This window comes from Pseudoteredinibacter isoporae (assembly GCF_040372805.1).
GTDB classification, from domain to species: domain Bacteria; phylum Pseudomonadota; class Gammaproteobacteria; order Pseudomonadales; family Cellvibrionaceae; genus Pseudoteredinibacter; species Pseudoteredinibacter isoporae_A.
The window spans coordinates 233347-252760 of record NZ_BAABWJ010000004.1; the positions used below are offsets into that span (position 1 = coordinate 233347).

19 protein-coding genes and 2 tRNA genes are annotated in these 19414 nt (G+C 49.6%); 11 read left to right on the top strand and 10 right to left on the bottom strand.

Features of this window, described 5'->3' with window-relative positions; all coding sequences use genetic code 11:
• Positions 1-102: 102 nt before the first annotated feature.
• The 8 genes from ABWW03_RS10705 to ABWW03_RS10740 all read right to left on the bottom strand — a co-directional run bounded on the left by ABWW03_RS10705 (position 103) and on the right by ABWW03_RS10740 (position 4902).
• Positions 103-789, bottom strand: a complete 687-nt coding sequence (locus ABWW03_RS10705; protein ID WP_353408207.1) for a hypothetical protein — start codon at positions 787-789, stop codon at positions 103-105.
• Positions 782-1279 carry an RNA polymerase sigma factor gene (locus ABWW03_RS10710; protein WP_353408209.1) on the bottom strand — a complete coding sequence of 166 codons (498 nt, stop codon included), beginning with the start codon at positions 1277-1279 and terminating at the stop codon, positions 782-784. The genes ABWW03_RS10705 and ABWW03_RS10710 overlap by 8 nt, the downstream gene beginning before the upstream one ends.
• Complete coding sequence (locus ABWW03_RS10715; RefSeq protein ID WP_353408211.1) at positions 1276-2304, bottom strand: HvfC/BufC family peptide modification chaperone; 1029 nt, start codon at positions 2302-2304, stop codon at positions 1276-1278. The genes ABWW03_RS10710 and ABWW03_RS10715 overlap by 4 nt, the downstream gene beginning before the upstream one ends.
• Positions 2305-3159: a DUF692 domain-containing protein gene (locus tag ABWW03_RS10720; protein WP_353408213.1), complete on the bottom strand. Its 855-nt coding sequence runs from the start codon at positions 3157-3159 to the stop codon at positions 2305-2307.
• 5 nt (positions 3160-3164) lie between these two features.
• Positions 3165-3455: a BufA1 family periplasmic bufferin-type metallophore gene (locus ABWW03_RS10725; RefSeq protein ID WP_353408215.1), complete on the bottom strand. Its 291-nt coding sequence runs from the start codon at positions 3453-3455 to the stop codon at positions 3165-3167.
• Between the two features lie 679 nt (positions 3456-4134).
• Positions 4135-4211: transfer RNA gene (locus ABWW03_RS10730), tRNA-Asp, on the bottom strand.
• A 47-nt stretch (positions 4212-4258) separates the two neighbouring features.
• A tRNA-Val gene (locus ABWW03_RS10735) sits at positions 4259-4334 on the bottom strand.
• Between the two features lie 82 nt (positions 4335-4416).
• The gene (locus ABWW03_RS10740; RefSeq protein WP_353408217.1) at positions 4417-4902 is read right to left on the bottom strand and encodes a flavin reductase family protein; all 486 of its coding nucleotides are present in this window, start codon (positions 4900-4902) and stop codon (positions 4417-4419) included.
• Between the two features lie 84 nt (positions 4903-4986).
• Here ABWW03_RS10740 and ABWW03_RS10745 point away from each other — a divergent pair, with 84 nt between their 5' ends.
• From ABWW03_RS10745 to ABWW03_RS10765, 5 genes are all read left to right on the top strand, one after another.
• Positions 4987-6237 carry a sensor histidine kinase gene (locus ABWW03_RS10745; protein ID WP_353408219.1) on the top strand — a complete coding sequence of 417 codons (1251 nt, stop codon included), beginning with the start codon at positions 4987-4989 and terminating at the stop codon, positions 6235-6237.
• A gap of 51 nt (positions 6238-6288) precedes the next feature.
• Positions 6289-7086 (top strand): LytR/AlgR family response regulator transcription factor, encoded by a 798-nt coding sequence (locus ABWW03_RS10750; protein WP_353408221.1) that lies wholly within the window; start codon positions 6289-6291, stop codon positions 7084-7086.
• Between the two features lie 293 nt (positions 7087-7379).
• A complete protein-coding gene (locus ABWW03_RS10755; RefSeq protein WP_353408223.1) occupies positions 7380-10499 on the top strand; it encodes an efflux RND transporter permease subunit in 3120 nt (1039 codons plus the stop codon).
• A 73-nt stretch (positions 10500-10572) separates the two neighbouring features.
• On the top strand, positions 10573-11631 hold the full coding sequence (locus ABWW03_RS10760; RefSeq protein WP_353408225.1) for an efflux RND transporter periplasmic adaptor subunit: 1059 nt from the start codon (positions 10573-10575) through the stop codon (positions 11629-11631).
• Between the two features lie 180 nt (positions 11632-11811).
• On the top strand, positions 11812-12783 hold the full coding sequence (locus tag ABWW03_RS10765) for an alpha/beta hydrolase family protein (protein WP_353408227.1): 972 nt from the start codon (positions 11812-11814) through the stop codon (positions 12781-12783).
• A gap of 166 nt (positions 12784-12949) precedes the next feature.
• Here ABWW03_RS10765 and ABWW03_RS10770 read toward each other — a convergent pair whose 3' ends face one another.
• A complete protein-coding gene (locus ABWW03_RS10770) occupies positions 12950-13777 on the bottom strand; it encodes an AraC family transcriptional regulator (protein WP_353408229.1) in 828 nt (275 codons plus the stop codon).
• 217 nt (positions 13778-13994) lie between these two features.
• On the opposite strand from ABWW03_RS10770, the gene ABWW03_RS10775 reads away from it, so the two are divergent.
• From ABWW03_RS10775 to ABWW03_RS10800, 6 genes are all read left to right on the top strand, one after another.
• Positions 13995-14471, top strand: coding sequence for a YHS domain-containing (seleno)protein (locus ABWW03_RS10775; protein ID WP_353408231.1), 477 nt, complete (start codon positions 13995-13997; stop codon positions 14469-14471).
• A gap of 8 nt (positions 14472-14479) precedes the next feature.
• Positions 14480-14809, top strand: a complete 330-nt coding sequence (locus ABWW03_RS10780) for a thioredoxin family protein (protein WP_353408233.1) — start codon at positions 14480-14482, stop codon at positions 14807-14809.
• 53 nt (positions 14810-14862) lie between these two features.
• Entirely contained in the window at positions 14863-15159 is a 297-nt protein-coding gene (locus ABWW03_RS10785; RefSeq protein ID WP_353408235.1) for a BufA1 family periplasmic bufferin-type metallophore, read from the top strand.
• Positions 15160-15191: 32 nt separating this feature from the next.
• On the top strand, positions 15192-16112 hold the full coding sequence (locus tag ABWW03_RS10790) for a DUF692 domain-containing protein (protein WP_353408237.1): 921 nt from the start codon (positions 15192-15194) through the stop codon (positions 16110-16112).
• Positions 16113-16122: 10 nt separating this feature from the next.
• Positions 16123-16905 (top strand): HvfC/BufC family peptide modification chaperone, encoded by a 783-nt coding sequence (locus tag ABWW03_RS10795; RefSeq protein ID WP_353408239.1) that lies wholly within the window; start codon positions 16123-16125, stop codon positions 16903-16905.
• 75 nt (positions 16906-16980) lie between these two features.
• A complete protein-coding gene (locus ABWW03_RS10800) occupies positions 16981-17436 on the top strand; it encodes a DoxX family protein (RefSeq protein WP_353408241.1) in 456 nt (151 codons plus the stop codon).
• Between the two features lie 335 nt (positions 17437-17771).
• Here ABWW03_RS10800 and ABWW03_RS10805 read toward each other — a convergent pair whose 3' ends face one another.
• On the bottom strand, positions 17772-19259 hold the full coding sequence (locus ABWW03_RS10805; protein ID WP_353408243.1) for a CoA transferase: 1488 nt from the start codon (positions 19257-19259) through the stop codon (positions 17772-17774).
• Positions 19260-19414: the final 155 nt, after the last annotated feature.

Consider the following 19414-nt stretch of genomic DNA (forward strand, 5'->3'; position numbering starts at 1 on the left):
AGCGTATGGGGTATGAAAAAAAGCATTAATTCAATGGGAGCCTTGTTCTAATTCGAAGCTCTTTCTAATGGCACTCAGCTCGTCATATTTTGATTGTGTGGGTTACCTTCCTTCTTCGCCCAGGGTTCGAGCAAAAAGTATCCCCTTGTCCACCCAGATTTCAACAGCCACACCTTTGTGGTAGTTCACAATTGCAGCCTGGCCATCGGCAAGAATGGGCAGTGGTCCAAAGACATTTTCCCGGTAGTCCACCTGATACAAGGTTTCATAGACGCCCGCTGCATTTTTCACACTGCGCAGCTGTGCCGCGGGAATCGACAGTAGAGAACAGTAACGCCCCCCTGCCAGTTGAAAGTCATCACTGAGTGAAGAACGTTGCAAACGAAAATCCAACTGGGAAAAACGACGATTTAAAACAGTCAATTCATGATCAGGAAAATCCAGTGGTCGCTGCTTCAGATGGTTGTAGACCACTTCTGCCGCGATGGCATTGGCCTTTGGCCAGGGCCCACTGTCCATAGAAGACTGATACCACCACCCTAGACTCAATAGGGCCAGCAACAGGAATGAAGCCGCAACCGCCCGAAAAGATACCGTAAATGAAAAGCTTGAGCTGGCCCGAACTTTCGAAGGTTCAACTTTAAGTTCTGAACTTAAGTTATTCGTTTCATTAGACAAGCCTTCATCGACATGATTGCTTTGCAACTGCTTCAATGCATTAAGTTGCTCGGGTGATAGGCCGGGTGATTCAAAATGAGACCGTAACTCTGCTTTCAGTGATTTAGGCATAGCGTCCGCCCTCCCCTTGAATATGCTCGTTCACAAGCCCGCTTGCGAGCAGACGTTTCCGCAGGCGATGAATTTTAGACAACAAGCTCCCCTTCGGCATATTCAATAAATCAGCAACCTCTTGAGTGCTGTACCCCTCGACGGCCCACAGAAACAACATTTCGCGCTCCTCCGAGCTGAGCAGATCAAGCAGCTGTCCGAGAAGATGCTCATCAACAAGCAGGGATTCCAATACCTTCATATCGTAGTCTTGAGCGACATACTCCTCATCAAACACTTGGTGCTGATATCGCTGACGGTGGCGCTGCTGGTCAATAAAGGCATTGCGTACGCTGCGCATCAGATACGGCATCGGATCTGGTATGTCAGGCACAGGAGGTTCGATGAAACGCCCGATGGCGCCATGCACTAAATCATAGGCTCCATCAGGCTCAGAACAAAGCGACAAAGCGTATCGATAAAGACGATTTAACTGCTGCTCATTAATCACGTTAGAGCCCCTTCACATCCACCGCCACTCGCATTCAAGCACAGGTATTTTCGCTCACACATCAGACTCAACACCGACGCGATGAACACTTCAAGAGCCATCTCCGCATCTTGTTCCTTGAGAACGTTTTCGCAACGCGAGGACAGCTGCTCAAGACAGAAAGTGTCCGGCAAAGCATTCAATACAGCATAAACCAGAGAATGTAAGGGCTCTATAGACAACATGCATGAGTCCCCGATACGCCTGCCGTCAACGCTATCATCGATCATAATATGAACTGCATAATACCCCGCGGCAATATCCACGTTTCTGCCCAGCGCGATGGGAGGTTCATCTCCGTCCAGTGCAGATACATGTTCACGGCGAATGATTTCGATGGCTTGGCCCAGTGGAATTCGCCAAAAACTATCATCAAGTTGTAATGCTTTATTTTTAAGCCCGCGCCAAAGCTCGAGCATGCCTGCAGGTAACTTCAGCAACTGCAAGCTTTTATTAACGGATAAAGTTGCGCTCTCAAGTTGATCGGCCGCACTAAGCTGTTGAAGTTTGTTTAACGTCAGTCTATCGCCTGCTTGTATCGATGCCCGAGTCGCGCAGTCAATCGCCCACTCCAATCGCAGGCAATCGGGAAGGTAACTCGGCAATCGGCCCGAGTACTTGTTCTGAGATATTTTTGACGCCACAAAGTCCACGAATAACGAAGGCCATGATTCAATATCGCCCGTCTCGCAAGCCTTTTGTTCCGAGTAATCATTGACGAGATCATTAAAAAGATCTGACGGCATATGTCGACTGGACAGTGGAAAGCTGCCATAGACGCTTCGAGTTAATGCACCTCGAAAGTTATTTTGGTAAACAGAATGGGCACCCGTCTCTGGAAGGTGTTGAGGAACATACCAGGCCGCCTGGGTGGTTTGACAAAACGCCTCTCCCTTTCTGCGGCTCATGCGAATATCATCTAACAAACACCGCTGTTCCTCATGCAACCCTTGGATAAACATAGGTGACGCTTCAACTTCAAACATTTATTCTACTCCAAGCGGCTCCCGCTCAACCGCTGAAAGTACAGTGCTCACGACATTCAGCTCATCAAGAACTCGTTCCAGAGGAGGAATGTTATGATCCCATTCAAGCAACACAGGTTTCCTGCCGTACAGACGAGTCGCCTCGAACAGCAACGTTAAAACATCTTCATGTAAAGCTGCACCGTGATGATCGATGGCACCCCACGATGTGCGCTGATGCCCGGCAATGTGAATTTGCCACACCTGTTCGGCATTCAATTCGGCCATTTGCTGTAAGGCATAGTCCTTTGCCGCTTCCGGGTCATTACTCAGGTTCAAACCGTTGACGTACAAATTGTTCACATCCAACAGAATGCCACACCCCGAAAGCTCCGCAAGTCCCGCTAAAAACTGACCTTCAGACAAGACAGATTGCCGGTGAAACAAGTAACTGGAAATATTTTCCACACAGAACGGCCTACCCAAAAATCGCTGCACATAAGACAAGCGCCCAGCCAAGTAGCGAACATTCTCTGGATGATAAGCTATCGGCAACAAGTCATAGCTATGCGCCCCCTCAAGCGAATGAAAACAAACATGATCTGAAACCTGTTTTGCGTCAAGCCTATCCGCCAGCAGCTTTACCGCATGCAGGTATTCCTCGTTCAATGCCTCCATTGCCCCAAGATTCATTCCAATGCAATGTAAGCTCAAAGGACAGTGCTGAAACAACGGCTCCGCTCGATAAAAATGCAGGTTATCAATGTTCAAGAAGTTATCCGCCAGAACTTCCATCCAGGGTAATCGAACGTCCTGCTCGATCAAAGCATCCATATACTGATGACGCAGCGCAATGCTGGCTTGGGAAGGCAACATTGAAATTAGGACGTCTTAGCCGGCTTAAGTTTGGCGACCCTTCCTCCTATTTTTTCGCAAGTACCTTCGGGCACATACACCCATTCGTTTGGAGAATGATCCACCGTTGCTTGCCCAGCACAACCATGTTTCCCATCCAGAGAACCACAATCATTTTTGCCCGCCAAGGCCACTCCAGCACACTTTTCCCAAACCTTGGGCTGATCAGGAACGGCCAACGCCGTCGATGCAGCACCGACACTTAATATGGCCAATGCGGCATTTAATGGATTCACCTTTGATGTTTCGCGCTTCATTCCTCGATCCTCCAGTCGTTTATGAAAACAAGGTTTCACACCTTGTGTATTCCTTAACGCTGAAGCAGGAGATTTGATTGCAATGTTCGGAGATAAACAGAAAGCCCAGAGTGAGAATCACTCAAACGCTCGAATGTTGAGAGTACCGCAAAGAGAGGATGCAACGGGAAAGAACGGCGAGCCATTAAAACTCGCAAAAATCGTCCACGTCATCGTCTTCGTATTCATCGCCGAGCAAATACTCGAGTAATTCTTCCAAATAGTCTTGCATACGGTTTTCTATTGCCTATTCGTTGGCGGCTATATCACAGTTAAAGCATAGAATGGCAGTATGGCGCTAAGATGAATTTTTTATGTCGGTTTCGTGACTACACCTAGGCTCATTCACGGTACGGCAGAAAAAGAAATGTCGTGTTTTAATTCAAACAAATTGTTAGGTAACAAGACGGGGTTCAGACAATAAAAAAGGCCGCAATTACTTGCAACCTTTTTAGAATAGTGGCGGACGGGACTGGTCATTTGCGCCTGCACATGTCCCTTCGGCTTGCTCCTGACGTCGCAATCCAAAATCGCTCAGGGCGATGCGGTCAAACCACGCGAGTTCTCACCCATCCGGTCTGGGGGTTTCTTTTAGGCAATAAAAAAGGCCGCAATTGCTTGCAGCCTTTTTTTGGAATAGTGGCGGACCGGACGGGACTCGAACCCGCGACCCCCGGCGTGACAGGCCGGTATTCTAACCAACTGAACTACCGGTCCGCAAAATATCAGCAGTGGTTCCAATCTGAAGTTCACGCGCTAAAGATTGGTGGGTGGTACAGGGATCGAACCTGTGACCCTCGCCTTGTAAGGGCGATGCTCTCCCAGCTGAGCTAACCACCCTTGCCGAAGAGCTGCGCATTCTACCGAATCGCTTTTCTAAGTCAAGGATTTTTATAGATTTTTTTAAGATAGGCCCCAGAGCTTACAAATAGCCACCGTCACCGTAGATCAGGGGCGAAAATTGCTCATTATCCAGACAAACCTGCTCAATCTGTCCAATAACAATATCGTGTGTACCATACGAGTGAACCTGATCAACCTTGCAGCTAAAACATACCTGTGAACCACCAAGCATCGGTACTTGTTGTCCATTATCCTGCCATTCGCCCAGATTGAAGCGCCCTTCCCCTTGCTCTCCACCCGCACAAGCGTTAGAGATATCCTGCTGATCCGCACTGAGAATGTTGACCACAAAGGCCGTTCCTGGCGTTAACGTCGTCGCCATGGTGGTCGCTTTATTCACGCAGACCAACAGCGACGCTGGGCTGTCAGAGACAGACGTTACGGAAGAAGCCGTCATTGCGAGGCGGCCGTGCTGTGGGTCGCGACAGGTAATTACCGCCACACCCGAGGCCAGGCGTCGCATACCCGCTTTCATTGCTGCGCCCAGATCCTGTTCACAATTCATACACTAGATGCCTTATGTGAGATCACTCATCAAATTCGTTGTAATAGTTTCTTTATAGTTTAGTCCATAGCTTAACAAGCCACCTTGAAAAAACCCATTACTTTACAGGTAAAATTCAACAGTCAGGATTGGTGGCGCTATCGTCAAGGCGGCTATTTTAGCGCCCAATTGAGCAAAAGCCACGATGAAGAAAAACCTGTTTCAGGCGATGACCGTTATAATGAGATCATGAAATTAACAAAACTCTTACAAGACAAGCGCTATTTATTTTGGGCCCTGCAATTCGCCGGTTGGACGGCTTGGGGGGTTTCCTTTTACCTGGGCGTTTTGTTCTGGGGCAAGCTCCCCCTTGACTACCTTGCTTACCTGCCTGTGGTCAGCACCATTGGTATGCTGATAACCCTTCCCCTGCGGGCACTCTACCGGTACATGTGGGAAATGAGCGCTGTACGCCGACTCATCGCAGTGGTGGTTGCTTCCTATATCGCCGGTTGCGTTTGGATGGCCTCGCGGAGCTGGGTCTTCTACAACATGTTCCCCGAGCGCCGGAATCCCAAATACAATGATTATGAGGGCATTGAGCGACTACTGGCCTACTTCGATGGTGCCACCACCGCCAGCTGGGTCATCCTGGTTTGGAGCGGTCTCTATTTCGGCATTAAATACTATATGCTGCTTCAGGAAGAGCGCCAACGCGGCCTGAAGGCCCTATCAATGGCTCATCAAGCTCAACTCAAAATGTTGCGCTATCAGCTCAATCCTCACTTCTTGTTTAATACATTGAATGCGATTTCTACGCTGATCCTGGACAAAGATACGCAGCTGGCCAATACGATGGTCACTCGCCTAAGCCGCTTCCTGCGCTATTCGCTCGACAATGACCCCATGCAAAAAGTCACTGTTGATGAAGAAGTAGAAGCGTTGAGGCTGTATCTGGATATCGAAAAAGTTCGTTTTGACGAACGTCTGAAGCTCAAATTCGACATCGATAACAATGCCAAAACGGCCTTGATGCCCAGCCTGCTGCTGCAGCCTCTGGTAGAGAATGCAATCAAATATGCCATCGCCCAAGCGGTTAATGGCGGCACCATTGCCATCGAGGCCAAAACCTTCGGCAATGACCTCCTGCTGGCCGTAATCGATGACGGTCCAGGTATGGACAGCCTGCAGAACCCACAAAGTCGTTCCGGCAGCGGTGTAGGCCTGACAAACAGTCGTGAACGCCTGCAAGAACTCTATGGCAGCGAACAATCGTTCCGCCTCAGCCATACAGATCCACACGGATTAACGATTAATATTCGAATTCCTCTGGAACGTGCCGATAAACAAAGCTGAATTTGAAACGGTTTTGGGCCAGCAGTAAAGAGCAAGAAACAGGAAGGATTTATGAGTAAACTCAGCGCGATTATTGTAGACGACGAACAACTGGCGCGTCGCGGTCTGCAGCTACGCCTGGAAGAATTTTCAGACATTGAGGTCCTGACCCAATGCAGTAACGGCGAAGAAGCTATCGCCGCCATTTCCAGCAAGCAACCCGATCTGGTATTTCTGGATATCCAAATGCCCGGCATGAGTGGTTTTGATGTGGTCTCTCGGCTGCAAGGCGACAACCTGCCGTTGATTATTTTCGTGACCGCCTTCGATCAGTACGCGATTGATGCGTTTAAAGTCCATGCGGTCGATTATGTCTTAAAACCCATCGACGATGAACGCTTGAAAGAAGCCATCGAGCGCGCGCAGCAACACATCCAGCAACAGCAAAACGCCGACAGCAAAGAAAAGCTAATGAAACTGCTGATGGAATACACGGGCAGCAATGACGTGGAAGCTCTCATTGAAAGCAATGGCACCACCTATCCTGACACCATCAACATCAAAGATGGCAGCGAAATTCAGCGCGTTAAAACCTCTGAAATTGAATGGATCGATGCCGCCGGTGATTACATGTGCGTACACGCCATGGGCAACACGCACATCATGCGTAAAACGATGAAAGATCTGCAAACCTTACTGAACCCGGATCTTTTCTTGCGTATCCATCGCTCTACCATTGTGAATGCTCGCTGCATTAAAAGCGCCCAGACCCTGAATAACGGTGAATACATGCTCAGCCTTGAGAATGGCAGCCAGCTGAAAGTAAGTCGCAGTTATCGCGATAAAATAAAACAACTGTTTGGCAACTGAATACCCCCAATGAAAATCACTTATGGCGCCGTTGGCGCCATTTTTTTGTCAGTAGCCTTATCACTACGGCCACGTTTCCCCTTTTAGGTTCAGATCCGTTTATTTTCAGCAGCAAGCATTTATAACGCTTTAACCTTTCCTTTCGTCTCACCTCTAAGCACCTGAAACGAGCCGTTTTGCTGATTACCGCAAGGCCTAACCGCTCTACCGAAGCAGGCTTAATCCCAACAATAGGTACTGCTAAAGTAACTATCAATGAAGTGCCCTTAATCTATTTATTTTTGGAGACGCTTGTGAAGCTGACTTCCAACGCCTTAAAAAATCCAGCGGCCGTCCTTGTTATTTTGGCGATGGTTTTGCTCTTCGGCATCTACAGTTTAAGTAAACTGCCAGTACAGCTGTTTCCCGACATTCAAAATCCGGCGATCACCGTTCAAACCAGTTGGCGAGCGGCCTCTCCACGAGAAGTCGAATCTGAAATCGTAGAACCCATTGAATCAGTTTTACGTGGCCTGCCAGGCATGAAAGAGATGCGCGCTTTCGCGAACAAAGGCAATGCTTTTATCGAAATGGAATTTGGTTTGGAAACCGATATGCAGCGCAGCCTGATGGAAGTGATTGCGCGTATGAATCGACTCGACCCATTACCCCGTGACGCTTCACAACCGGTTGTTACACTGGGACGGGGCCGTGGTGGTGACACCCCTGCATTGACCTATTTCTTCCTGCAACAACTTCCCGGTACTGCGGGCAACATTCATGACTACCAGTCGTTTGCTGAAGACGTCATTCGCCCAGCCATCGAAGCCGTACCTGGCGTTGCTCGCGTAACCGCCCAGGATTCCTCAGCAACTCCCGAAGAGCTGGTCATTTCATTCGATCCCTACCGCGCTGCGGAACTGGGGATTCCGTTAAGTACGGCGGCGGCCCGTTTGGGGCGTGCGAATGACGTCAGCGGAGGTTTTGTCGACGTAGGTCGTCGTCAATATACACTGCGCTTCACCGGCCGCTATGAGCCTTGGGAATTGAAGGAACTGGTATTGGAATGGCGCGATGGTCGCCCGATCAAACTCGGGGACATCGCCGATGTCAGCGTCACTCGTGAAGAAACGTTGTTACACAATACTCAAAACGGTAACCCCGCCATTTCCATTCGCATTGATAAAGAAAACAGTGCCAATGCTCTGCAAACCCTCGTAGCGGTTAAAGAGACCGTTGAAAGGCTAAACGAAGAACGCCTTTCTGAAAAAGGGCTGGTGATGGTTCAGTCCTTTGACGCCAGTGTATTTATCTATCGCGCGATTACTCTGGTTACGAGCAACATAGTGCTCGGCATCATGTTGGCTGTCGGCATCCTGTGGTGGTTCTTGCGTCGATTGCGAGCGACTTTAATTGTGGCTATTGCCATCCCCACGTCGTTGCTCGCTACCTTCATCATGCTCAAGTTGACCGGTCGCAGCTTAAATATTATCTCATTGGCTGGTTTGGCTTTTGCAGTGGGAATGGTGCTGGATGCTGCGATCGTGGTCCTCGAGAACATTGTGCGCCTTCGTGAAAAGGGGCTGAGTGACGACGACGCTTCGCTGGAAGGTGCCGAACAAGTGTGGGGGGCTCTGCTGGCCTCAACAGCCACGACCGTTGCGATTTTTCTTCCCGTCATGTTCATGAAAGAAGTGGAAGGCCAATTATTCTCCGATCTCGCCATTACGATTGCCATTGCGGTTGTTATGTCTTTGTTTATCGCTGTGAGTATTCTGCCTTTGGCCGCAAAATATTGGCTACAAGATCAGCAACTTACCGATCACAATTTGGGCTTGTGGCAAAAAATCAGCGGTGGCGTCATGGCCTTGACCAGTACCGCCAAGAAACGCGCCATTGTCGCGGTCACATTAATCTGTATACCCGTGGCCAGCAGTTATGTATTGCTGCCGGAAATGGACTACCTGCCACCGGTTAAACGTGATGCCGTTGATGCGTTCTTCCGGTTGCCGCCCGGCATTAATAAAGACACCGTCGCCAAAGAGTATATTCAAGTTTTGGATGAGCGCATGAAGCCCTTTATGAAAGGCGAGCGCGAACCCGCCCTGAAAAACTATTACATCCTGACCTTTGGCAGCTTCGGCGGCACGATGGGCGCGCGAGTGAAAGATCAGTCACAAGTGAAAGTACTTGAAAAAATCATGCGTGAAGAGATTTTTACCGACCTGCCTGACCTGCGTGCTTACCCCGCCCAAGGCAATCTTTTTGGTGGTTTTGGCGGCGATCGCAGTGTCGACATTCATTTGCAAGCAAAAGATCGTGACGCCTTGGCGCGCGCTGCGGCCTTGGGCCAGAAAAAACTTCGTGAAATCCTTAAAATTCAAGACGTCCGTGTAAACCCCAGCCTTGAACAAACGGAACCAGAACTGCGCCTGCAACCCGACGATCGAAAAATTGCGGAAGCCGGTTGGAGCCGAAGCGATATCGCGCAAATTGTGCGCTCCATGGGCAATGGGCTCTATGTTGGCGAACACTTTAATGGTGAAAAACGCTTGGATATTATCTTGCGCGCCCAACCTTGGGCCTCACCCGAAGCACTGGCGACAACGCCAATGGCTACCCCCGCCGGAAATATTGTCCCTCTGGGGGAACTGGTATCCATTGATCGTACAGTGGGCCCACAGCAACTTCGACGCATTGATCGCCGCCGCACCATCAGTATTTTCATCCGCCCACCTGAAGGGATGTCTCTGGAACACATTATGGAGGTGATCAAACGCGATGTTGAACCTCTATTGAGAGCCGAGCTCCCAGCAGATGCCAGTATCCTCTACGGCGGCAGTGCCAACGCCCTGGAGCGCGCCGTAAATTCCATGGCCAGTAACTTTGCCATTGCTTTACTGGTACTGTTTTTACTCATGGCCGCCCTGTTCCGCTCTGCCAAGGACAGCATGCTGGTGGTCTTGGCGATGCCTTTGGCGATGGCAGGCGGGATCTTCGCCTTGCAGATACTCAATTTGTTTACATTCCAGCCTCTTGACCTGTTGACCATGATTGGTTTTGTGATTCTCCTGGGGCTGGTGGTCAACAATGCGATTCTTCTGGTTCATCAAACCCGAAGCGCCGAGCGCGAAGGCATGAGTCGAGATGACGCCGTGAAATCAGCCTTGATGACTCGCCTGCGCCCGATCTTTATGAGCACGGCCACGAGTGTCTTCGGTATGTTGCCTCTGTTACTGATGCCCGGCGCCAGCAGCGTGATCTATCGCGGTCTGGCAGCGGTTATTGTCGGCGGCATGTGCGTCAGTACCCTCTTCACATTGATCCTACTGCCCTGCTTTTTACGCATGGGTAAAAAACAAGAAACGACTATTCCGCTTGAGCATCACGATAGCAAAGCAACAAACACAGAACCCAAAACAATAGCGCCGTAAATCTTTGCTCTCGGTGGGTATCCATACCACCAGCAAACCGATTTATACATTCACACGTACAAGAGACAGTGCGATGAAACAGTTAACACAAATGATTTGCGCAGGTTTGATTTTCAGCAGCGCCGTGTTCCCCCACAGCAGCTTCGCCCAAGGTCCAACCCCAGCAGTCGAAACCGCCGAGGTTACACTCAGCCAGAATGATAACCTGGCCCGCTTACCCGGCACCGTCATCAGCCTTCGAGATGCCCTCCTGTCCGCTGAAATAAGTGGCCGCCTGGAATGGCTGGCTGAGGTCGGTGAACACGTTAAAAAGGGCCAGACGATTGCTCGCATTGACGATCACCTGCTGAAACTTCAGTTGCGTAATGACCAAGCTCAGATCAAACGTATCGAAGCCGATATGACCTACCAGCACCGCCAGCAACAGCGCCTCAGCAAACTTTTGCAAAACAACAGCGTGGCGAAAAATGAGCTGGATCAAGTTGAATCTCGCATAGGCATTCTTCAGCAAGACCTTGCCATTGCCAAAATCAATGCCGAGCGCGCCCAGTATCAACTGGAACGCAGCCAAGTCGTCGCGCCCTTCAGCGGCGTCATCGCCCGCAGAGAAATGAATCTGGGTGAGCTGACTCAGGTAGGCAGCCCATTGCTGCGCCTGGTCGACACAGAGCAATTAGAAATCAGCGTGAACGCCCCCCTGCGAGTCGCCCGTTTTAATCAGCCAGGCACCATGGTGGCTGTACACCGTGACAACCAGGAAATCAGCACCGAAATTCGCGGTGCAGTGCCGGTTGGAGATGAACGTTCCCGGATGATGGAACTCCGTCTGGAGCTGGAAAATCAGGAATGGCTGATTGGCGAAGCCGTCACTGTAGAGCTGGCACAGGCCGCCAGCAAGCAGCAACTCAGCGTTCCTCGCGATGCCCTGGTATTACGGGAGCAGGCTGTTTACGTCTTCCGAGTAGGTGTCGACGGTAAAGCCCAGCGAGTTGAAGTGAAACCCGGAGCCGGCCAAGGCAACCAAATCAGCGTCAGTGGAGAGCTTCAAGCCGGTGACACCATTATCGTACGCGGGGCGGAAAACCTGAAAGATGGGCAAACCCTTAAAATTCTGACCGCTTCCGCCAGCTAACCCCCCACTTCCCCCTAAGGCAGCTACAGCCCCATCACACACTGTAGCTGCCTTCTTTTCTTTCCTTGTGCCTTTTCTGACATTTGTCATCTGTAATTCCTGACAATCGACAAGTCTCAAGCACTCCTGATTCCAGTAGCCTATACACCATCTAATCAGTTAAACCTCGTAGGCCATATTATGAAAAACGTCGCCATCACCCTATCATTCATTCTAGGCGCCCTACTCAGCGGCGCTGGTTTTGGCAAATCCATCGCCCAATTTGAAATGGATCTGTATGACTCTGAACGCGAGCGCCCGATAAAATTGAACATTTGGTACGCCGCAAAAGCCGACTGTCAAAGCGTGCTGAAATGTGTGGACAGCAACACTGAAAGCCCGAATGTCGTCGTCATGAGCCACGGAGCGATGGGCTCGGTTCGATCAATGAACTGGATTGCCTACCCCCTGGCAGCACGCGGTTACGTCGTTATTGGTGTCAATCATTTTGGTGAATCCTGGGTGTATGGCCAAGAAAACATTAACCCTGCTGCCGCACTCAAACTCTGGGAACGACCTAAAGACATCAGCGTTGCCTTAAATCAATTGGCTAAGCAATCACCCTTTGATAAAGCTCTGAATCTAAGTGATGTGCTGGCCGTCGGATTTTCATCGGGCGGCTCTACCGTGTTGAGCCTTGCAGGTGCAAAGTACCAGTACGACTTGGCTCGAAAGCACTGTGAGAAGCACGCCAAGATTGATTTAAGCTGTCGTTATACTCAAGAACGTCATTTGCCTGATTTACCTCGAGAAGCCTACGGCTCCTTTAAAGATAAACGTATCACACGAGTCATTGCACTGGACCCGGCGGCAGGCCATATCACCAAAGCAGAAAGCTTAAAAATCATGGACAGCAAAGTACTTGTGTTTGGCTTAAAAAATGGCGACTTCCTGCCAATCGAACATCACGCCGCTTTCTACCAACAAAACATTCCGCACTCAAAACTGGAAACACTGAACGGCCAAGAAGGACATTTCGTCTTTCAAGATTCCTGTCAACTTAAGATCAACGTACACGGCATTCCCCTGTGTGAAGATAAGGCGGGTGTTAATCGAAAGTTGGCTCAGAAAAAGAGCGTTAATACTGTATTAGAATTTCTCAAAAACTCTTAAATAGTGGGGTGCTCATTCGCAGCACCCTATTAATTTTCGCCAATGGAAAAATGGACTGCCCCGACTTTTCATGACACTTTCAGCACTCATTATGAGGCAGCTTCAAACGCCTCAGGACTGACACCACCGAGATAGAGGCTTACCACAGAACCAAATAGCCAAATTACTAGGGCAACAAGCGTTCTTTTAACCACTGTTTTGGGGTTTTTCCCAAGCGTTTTTTAAACACTCGTGCCAAGGATGAGGCATTGTCATAACCAACTTCATTCGCGACCAATCCAACTGGGCGGTTCTTCTGCAACAAACCTTGTGCCATCCCCAAACGCAAGTCGGTTAGGTAATCCATGGGTGCCTTGCCAAGGGTTTCTTTAAACAAGGCCGCAAACTTGGAACGCGACATAGCAACGCTCTCAGCCATGCTTTCTACCGTCCAATCGCTTTCAGGGCTCTCCTGAAGAGACTTGATCAAGGGAGCCAACGCGGGATGAGCACTACCAGCGAGGAGCGAGAGTTCCAAGGTACCGCGCATCATTACATACCGTAATATCTGAACCATAAACACATCGCAAAGACGATTAATTACCAGCTGGCGCCCTTGATTTTCCGCAAATGCCTCATTGAAAATTAACTTGGCGGTATGGCTGACCTCAGGATCTTCCTCAACATCAATAAACAGGAACTTGGGTAAATTGTCGACCAATGCGGCTTTTTGGTGGGCTTGAAATTTAATCGATGCACACACCAATTCGGCCTCTTGGGAATCTTCCACCCGAATGTGATGGTTACCTCCCTCTGGGAGAAAAATCACCGAAGCTCGATTCAGTACCACCCGATGCCCCTGATCGGTCATGAAAACCATAGTACCGGATTTCAAGAAATGCAGTTGCCCGGCCTTCTCCTGAGCATCAAAGGCTTGCAAGCCACAAAGACTGCCACTGAAAAACACCTCGGCATTGAGGTCAAGGTCTTGCAGTAACTCACTCAGCGAATCCACTCAGTCCCCCTTTTTTGGACAATTTGCCGTATTTGGACGATTTGCGCATTTTTCTGGCGTTGCGGTGGCTTTCATCATCACCTAACTGCGTAATCTACTCAACAAGGGCGCCGAGACAGAGTTTGAATACGCAATCTCAAACAAACATGTTTGTCAGACAACGTCAGTAAGTGCTCCAGTTTAATACTACTCACTATTTCAAACGAAGGAAATGACAATGAAAATTACCAATGTATTAAAAATTGCTACCGCGGCCAGCGCCATGCTGTTAAGCAGCCTTAGTCTGGCTTCATCTGTGAATACCGGTGTCAATGATGTGGCTATTCACGGTTATGATCCGGTTGCTTACTTCACCAATAACAAGCCAGTAGAAGGCTCAGCAAAGTACACCGCTACTCATGACGGCGCCATTTATCGTTTTTCCAGCGAGAAAAACCGCGATTTGTTTAAAGCGAATGCCGAACACTATGCACCGCAGTACGGTGGTTTCTGTGCTATGGGTGTTGCATTGAATAAAAAGCTGAATGTTGATCCATCTGCGTTTTACATCGAAGACAACAAGCTCTACCTGAATCTGAACAAAAATGTTCAGAAGAAGTGGCTACAAGACGTACCCGGCAACCTGAAAACGGCTGATCGAATCTGGAATGGTATTGAGGATCTGTCTGTTGAAGCCGTGAACGCCGAAGACTGACCTCTGTCATGAGCGAGCACGTGATCGAAATCAGCAAAAACGGGCACGACTCGACCACACCACTGGTACTGCTGTGGTTCAGCGCGCGGTGGTGTGGCCCCTGTCAAGCAATGGCACCGGTACTTGAGCTTGTTGAAGAAGTCTACTCTGACACGATGACAGTCATCAAAGTCGACGCAGATCAGCAGCAAACCCTAGTCAAGGAATTTGGAATTCGGGCTGTACCGTCATTCGTGCTTCTTGCTCGTGGAGGCATTATCGACGCACGTTCCGGAGCAACAGGATACAAAGATTTGAGTCAGTGGCTCGATCATCACCTAAGCAACACACCGGACTGAAAAGTTCCAAACATCTGGTGCAAAAACATGCACAACTGTATGAGGATACGCATATGAATCAGAAACAAAAAATCGCCAGCGCAGCTCTGGCCCTTGCATTGGCAACAGCCGTCGTGGCACCGACGCATGCAGCGGGAAAAGAAAAGTGCTATGGCATTGCGCAAGCCGGTCAAAACGATTGTGGCAACCTGGCCGGCACCCATTCCTGCGCAGGTCAGTCAACGGTCGATAACGACCCCGGCGAGTGGAAGCTTGTTGCCAAGGGTAGCTGTGAGAGCGTGGGTGGCATGTTAAAAGCTGAAGCCAAGAAACGCTACAAAGAGGCCCAAGAGGCAAAAGCCAAGGCTTAAGTCACCACAGTGTGAAATACGAGGAATCCATTATGTCCCACAGTCAAGCAGTCGAAGTCAATGCCCATCACAAACACGCTGAGAGCCATTCACTCGGCTGGGTTGGCGTGGGACTCCGTCACCCGCACTACCATAATGCAATAGCTGAAACAGATGCCGTCGATTTTCTTGAAATTCACGCAGAGAATTTTTTCTCCGAAGGTGGAATACTACCAAGCATTCTCGAGGAAATTTCCAGCCGCTACGCCATCAGCTTGCACTCTACATCAATGGGGCTGGGTTCTGCGAAAGGGATAAACACAGATTATCTGGAACGCCTCTCCAGGCTGGCAACACGAACCAATCCATTGTTGATTTCCGATCATGCAAGTTTCGCCTGGAGTCAGTATCAAGGTAAGAACGTTCACGCCGGCGACTTGCTGCCTATCGAGTTTACCAAGATCGGCTTGGAAGTCATGACCAACAATGTCGAGCGTGCTCAACACATATTGGGACGCCAAATACTGGTCGAAAACCTGTCAGCATACATCGATCTGGGACCAGGAGAATTTCAGGAGACCGAGTTTCTAAAAGAACTGGCGTATCGAACAGGTTGCGGCTTGTTATTGGATTTAAACAATCTTCTGGTCAATGCCCACAATTTTTCCGAAGGGCCGGCTCTGCTTGTCTGCAAGCACTGGCTGGACCAGATTCCAACCAAACTCGTCGGTGAGATTCATTTGGCGGGCTATACACCTGCCAGTGATGGCAAGTTGATTATCGATGATCATAGTCGGGCGGTTTCTGAAGAATGCTGGGCCCTGTATCGATATGCCATTCAGCGTTTTGGCCCAATAACGACACTGATCGAATGGGATAACGATTTGCCGCAATGGCATGAACTGCTACAAGAAGCTCAGTTCGCCAAGCGAATAATTGCCGAAGAAAGCACTGCAATAGCTATCTCAAGCTGAGGACAAGGCCATGGAACCCATAGCGTCAGCTAACCAACAATCCGAACTGGTACAACGCCAAGCCTCAATAGTTGAAAGGATCTTTTGCCTGAAAAACGCGAACAGCGAAGGGGTGAAAATCTACCAAAACAATTTGTTGTTCACGGCGGCCCGTGCCCTAAGCATCAGCTATCCCGTACTGGAAAAACTGCTGGGTCAGGAGACGATAATTGCTTTAGCGCAACGCCTGTTACAACAGGAACTTCCCAACAGTGGAGACTGGGCGGACTGGGGAGAACAACTGAGCGGACTGATTCAACACACTCAGCTGGCTCAAGAACACCCTTATCTCAGCGATATGGCTCAGCTCGAATGGCAATTACATCGGCTTGCACGTCATAAGCCTTCAAATCTCGAATTCAGCAGCCTAAAGTTGCTGGAAACTCAAGATTTGGCCAATGTTTGGATAACACTGAATGCTGATATTTCGCTCTACTACAGCGAGATGCCCATTGATCAGATTTGGCTCGCCCACAAGTCCCTCGATCACATCGAAAATCTAGATTCCAAAGCCTTAGCCGATGCCATTCGGGAACACCCTAACGAGTGTTTTTTACTGCTCCATCAAATGCACAACAAACCAACACTGCAACGAATAAGTGAAAGCGAATTTCGTTGCTTAGAAGCTATAACCCAGGGCGTGAACGTTGAACGGCTTCTGGATCAACACGCCGATTTTGACTTTGTTCAATGGTTTGCAAAAGCGGTTGAGCACAACTGGATTAAGCAACTATCAGCAATCTGCCCAGTGTAATCACAGCAGTATGAGTAACAACTTCAAGACAACACATTCAGAAAAGCAGTCTTCGAGACAACAGGAGAAAATAATATGAGCACAATGCTTCACGCTATTTATACACCCTATCATCGTATATCAAGCAAAATCGAACTTTTACACCCACTGGCGACACTGTTATCAAGGTTGTATATCGCTAAAGTGTTTTTTGTGGCTGGCTGGTTAAAAATTCAGGACTGGGACACTACACTGTTTCTTTTCGAAGAAGAATATCAGGTTCCTTTTCTACCTTTCGAACTCGCCGCTTATCTTGGCACCGCGGGAGAATTGGTTTTACCTATCTTGCTGGCACTTGGCCTAGCCAGCCGATTCGCAGCACTGGGCCTCAGCGTCGTCAATATTGTTGCCGTGATCAGCTTGGCCGAAATCGCACCGGCGGCCTTATACCTACATATGATTTGGGGAATTCTGCTCGCGCACATCGTTATTTATGGCGGTGGCTTCTTTTCCACTGATCGCTTTTTAACACCTCAGAACAATGCTTCTTAAGATAAACTTTTTCAAGTCGGCGCCTTTGTTCTGACATTTCCCTTTCCTCTGAAACGGGTCTTCAGGGCTTACCCACCCAGGTAAGCTCTGTAAGGCCAGGTTCTTGCTCAGTAATTCATGACATTCAACATATGGAAAGAGAGCAAAATCTGCCGCCAACAATCAAGCCGTCACTGAAACGCTTCGACAGAAAGAATATGACAGCCGTCAGGTGATCTCATTGGCATCCCACATCGGATTGCCAGACCGACAGCTGAATACTGTGCAGATATCAAAGCGTTGCAGGAAACAGTTGCAGGAAACAAAGGAAAGAACTCTACCCGAACTATGATTGCCTATTCGTCCCAGATCGCACGATGTGTCCCTGGTTTCGCAGACGCCTGTTTAAAATCAACAAAGGTATTTGAGAATTCCGCTGCATGTGGCATCGCCATTAAATGACCATAATGCGACGGATAGGGCTTCAGAAAAGTACTGAAATCGACACTCGTTGAGACATCATGGATTGGAAAGGGCCGCTGCCCCAACCCCCGCAACCAATTTGCTGTTTGCAGCAGCGAACAGCGCACTCGCCAGCTCCCCCCTTCTTCCGCTCTTTTCAGCAGGGCTAATTGACTCCCAAAGGCCATTAGGAAGCCGGTAGCGAAATCCAGTATCTGCACTGGAAAAGCCCGGGGAGTTATTTCAGCAAGCTTCTCATTCTCTTCGTTTGCCTGTGCCAAGCGATACGCCTCGGCTTCCACCCAATTCAAACCAGACGCCGTTTGAACAATCGAGTCGAAACCTCGTTTATTCGACCAGGGTCCGAGGTGCCCAAATGCAGAAAGCTCGCAGTAAACCAATCCGGGTTTGATCGCAGCAAGGGAATCTGCGTCCAGCCCTAATTGGGCAAGGCTACCCGGTCGGTAGCTCTGAACAAAGACATCCGTGGAACTCAACAATTGCTTGAATGTTTCTTTGTCTTCCTTAAGCTGAAAGTCCAAATGACAGGAACGCTTACCTCGCCCGGTATCGATTATGTGTTCGATATTGGGCAGATTCGGACTATTGACCGTTAAGACCGAGGCGCCATAGGCCGCCAGGGTTCGTGTACAAACAGGTCCGGCCAAAATCCGGGTCAAATCCAGCACTCGAATGTCGTCAAGAGGCCTTGCCCGCTTGTTTATACCCGCTGACGGCAAGGGAACAGGCTCACACGCATTGATCTTTTCAATCTCCAACACCGGGAGCTGAGCCATGGCTTTGGCCTGTGGGTGCTCTGCCCATTCCTCAGGGCTGCGCATTTTCGCAATAATTGCGCCTGCGTCCACGGCCAGCTCCTCCAGTTCAGCAGCAGAACATTCAAGAACACGCTGCTCAATATGCTCTCTGGGTAAGAACGCGCCTTCATCGCAGCCAATCAGCCTCAAAAAGGCATCTCTATGGTGATCAAAATTGGCATGGGCGCGTATATATCCATCCCGACATCGGTAGACACCCGAATATTTGGCCCAAGTCTCAGGGGCTCTGCCATTGAGGGTGAACATCGCTGTGCACTCCGCTTCAGCGGCATTTAGCGGGACCTTTACAGTGTGTACGGTGGGCGGTGCAACCGGAGATTCTTTGTCTTGAACAACAAGCCGTTGGCGATAAACACGATCCGCCATGAGCGCGCTGGCGGCAATACTCACCTGAGCCGCATTACTCACTTTAAACGCACTACTGAGCAGTGGAGACTGTGACCCCAAATCCACCCGCGTCAGCTCATCTGTATTCAGGCCGAACAGCTCAAAGAGCGCCTGAAGTGCTCGCATGCTGTCGGATTGACTGCTTCCCTTATCCATCTTCTGCTCCAAGTTCTGGTCGAATTACTGGCTGTTGCGAAACAACTGGCCCAGTTGCCGCCCAGTTAGCAGGACTTAGCCGCAGGATTCAGAATTATTCATAGTCCCGCCCTGCCATTTCCTGTAAGCTGCGCGCTTGCCAAATTTGGCGCCAA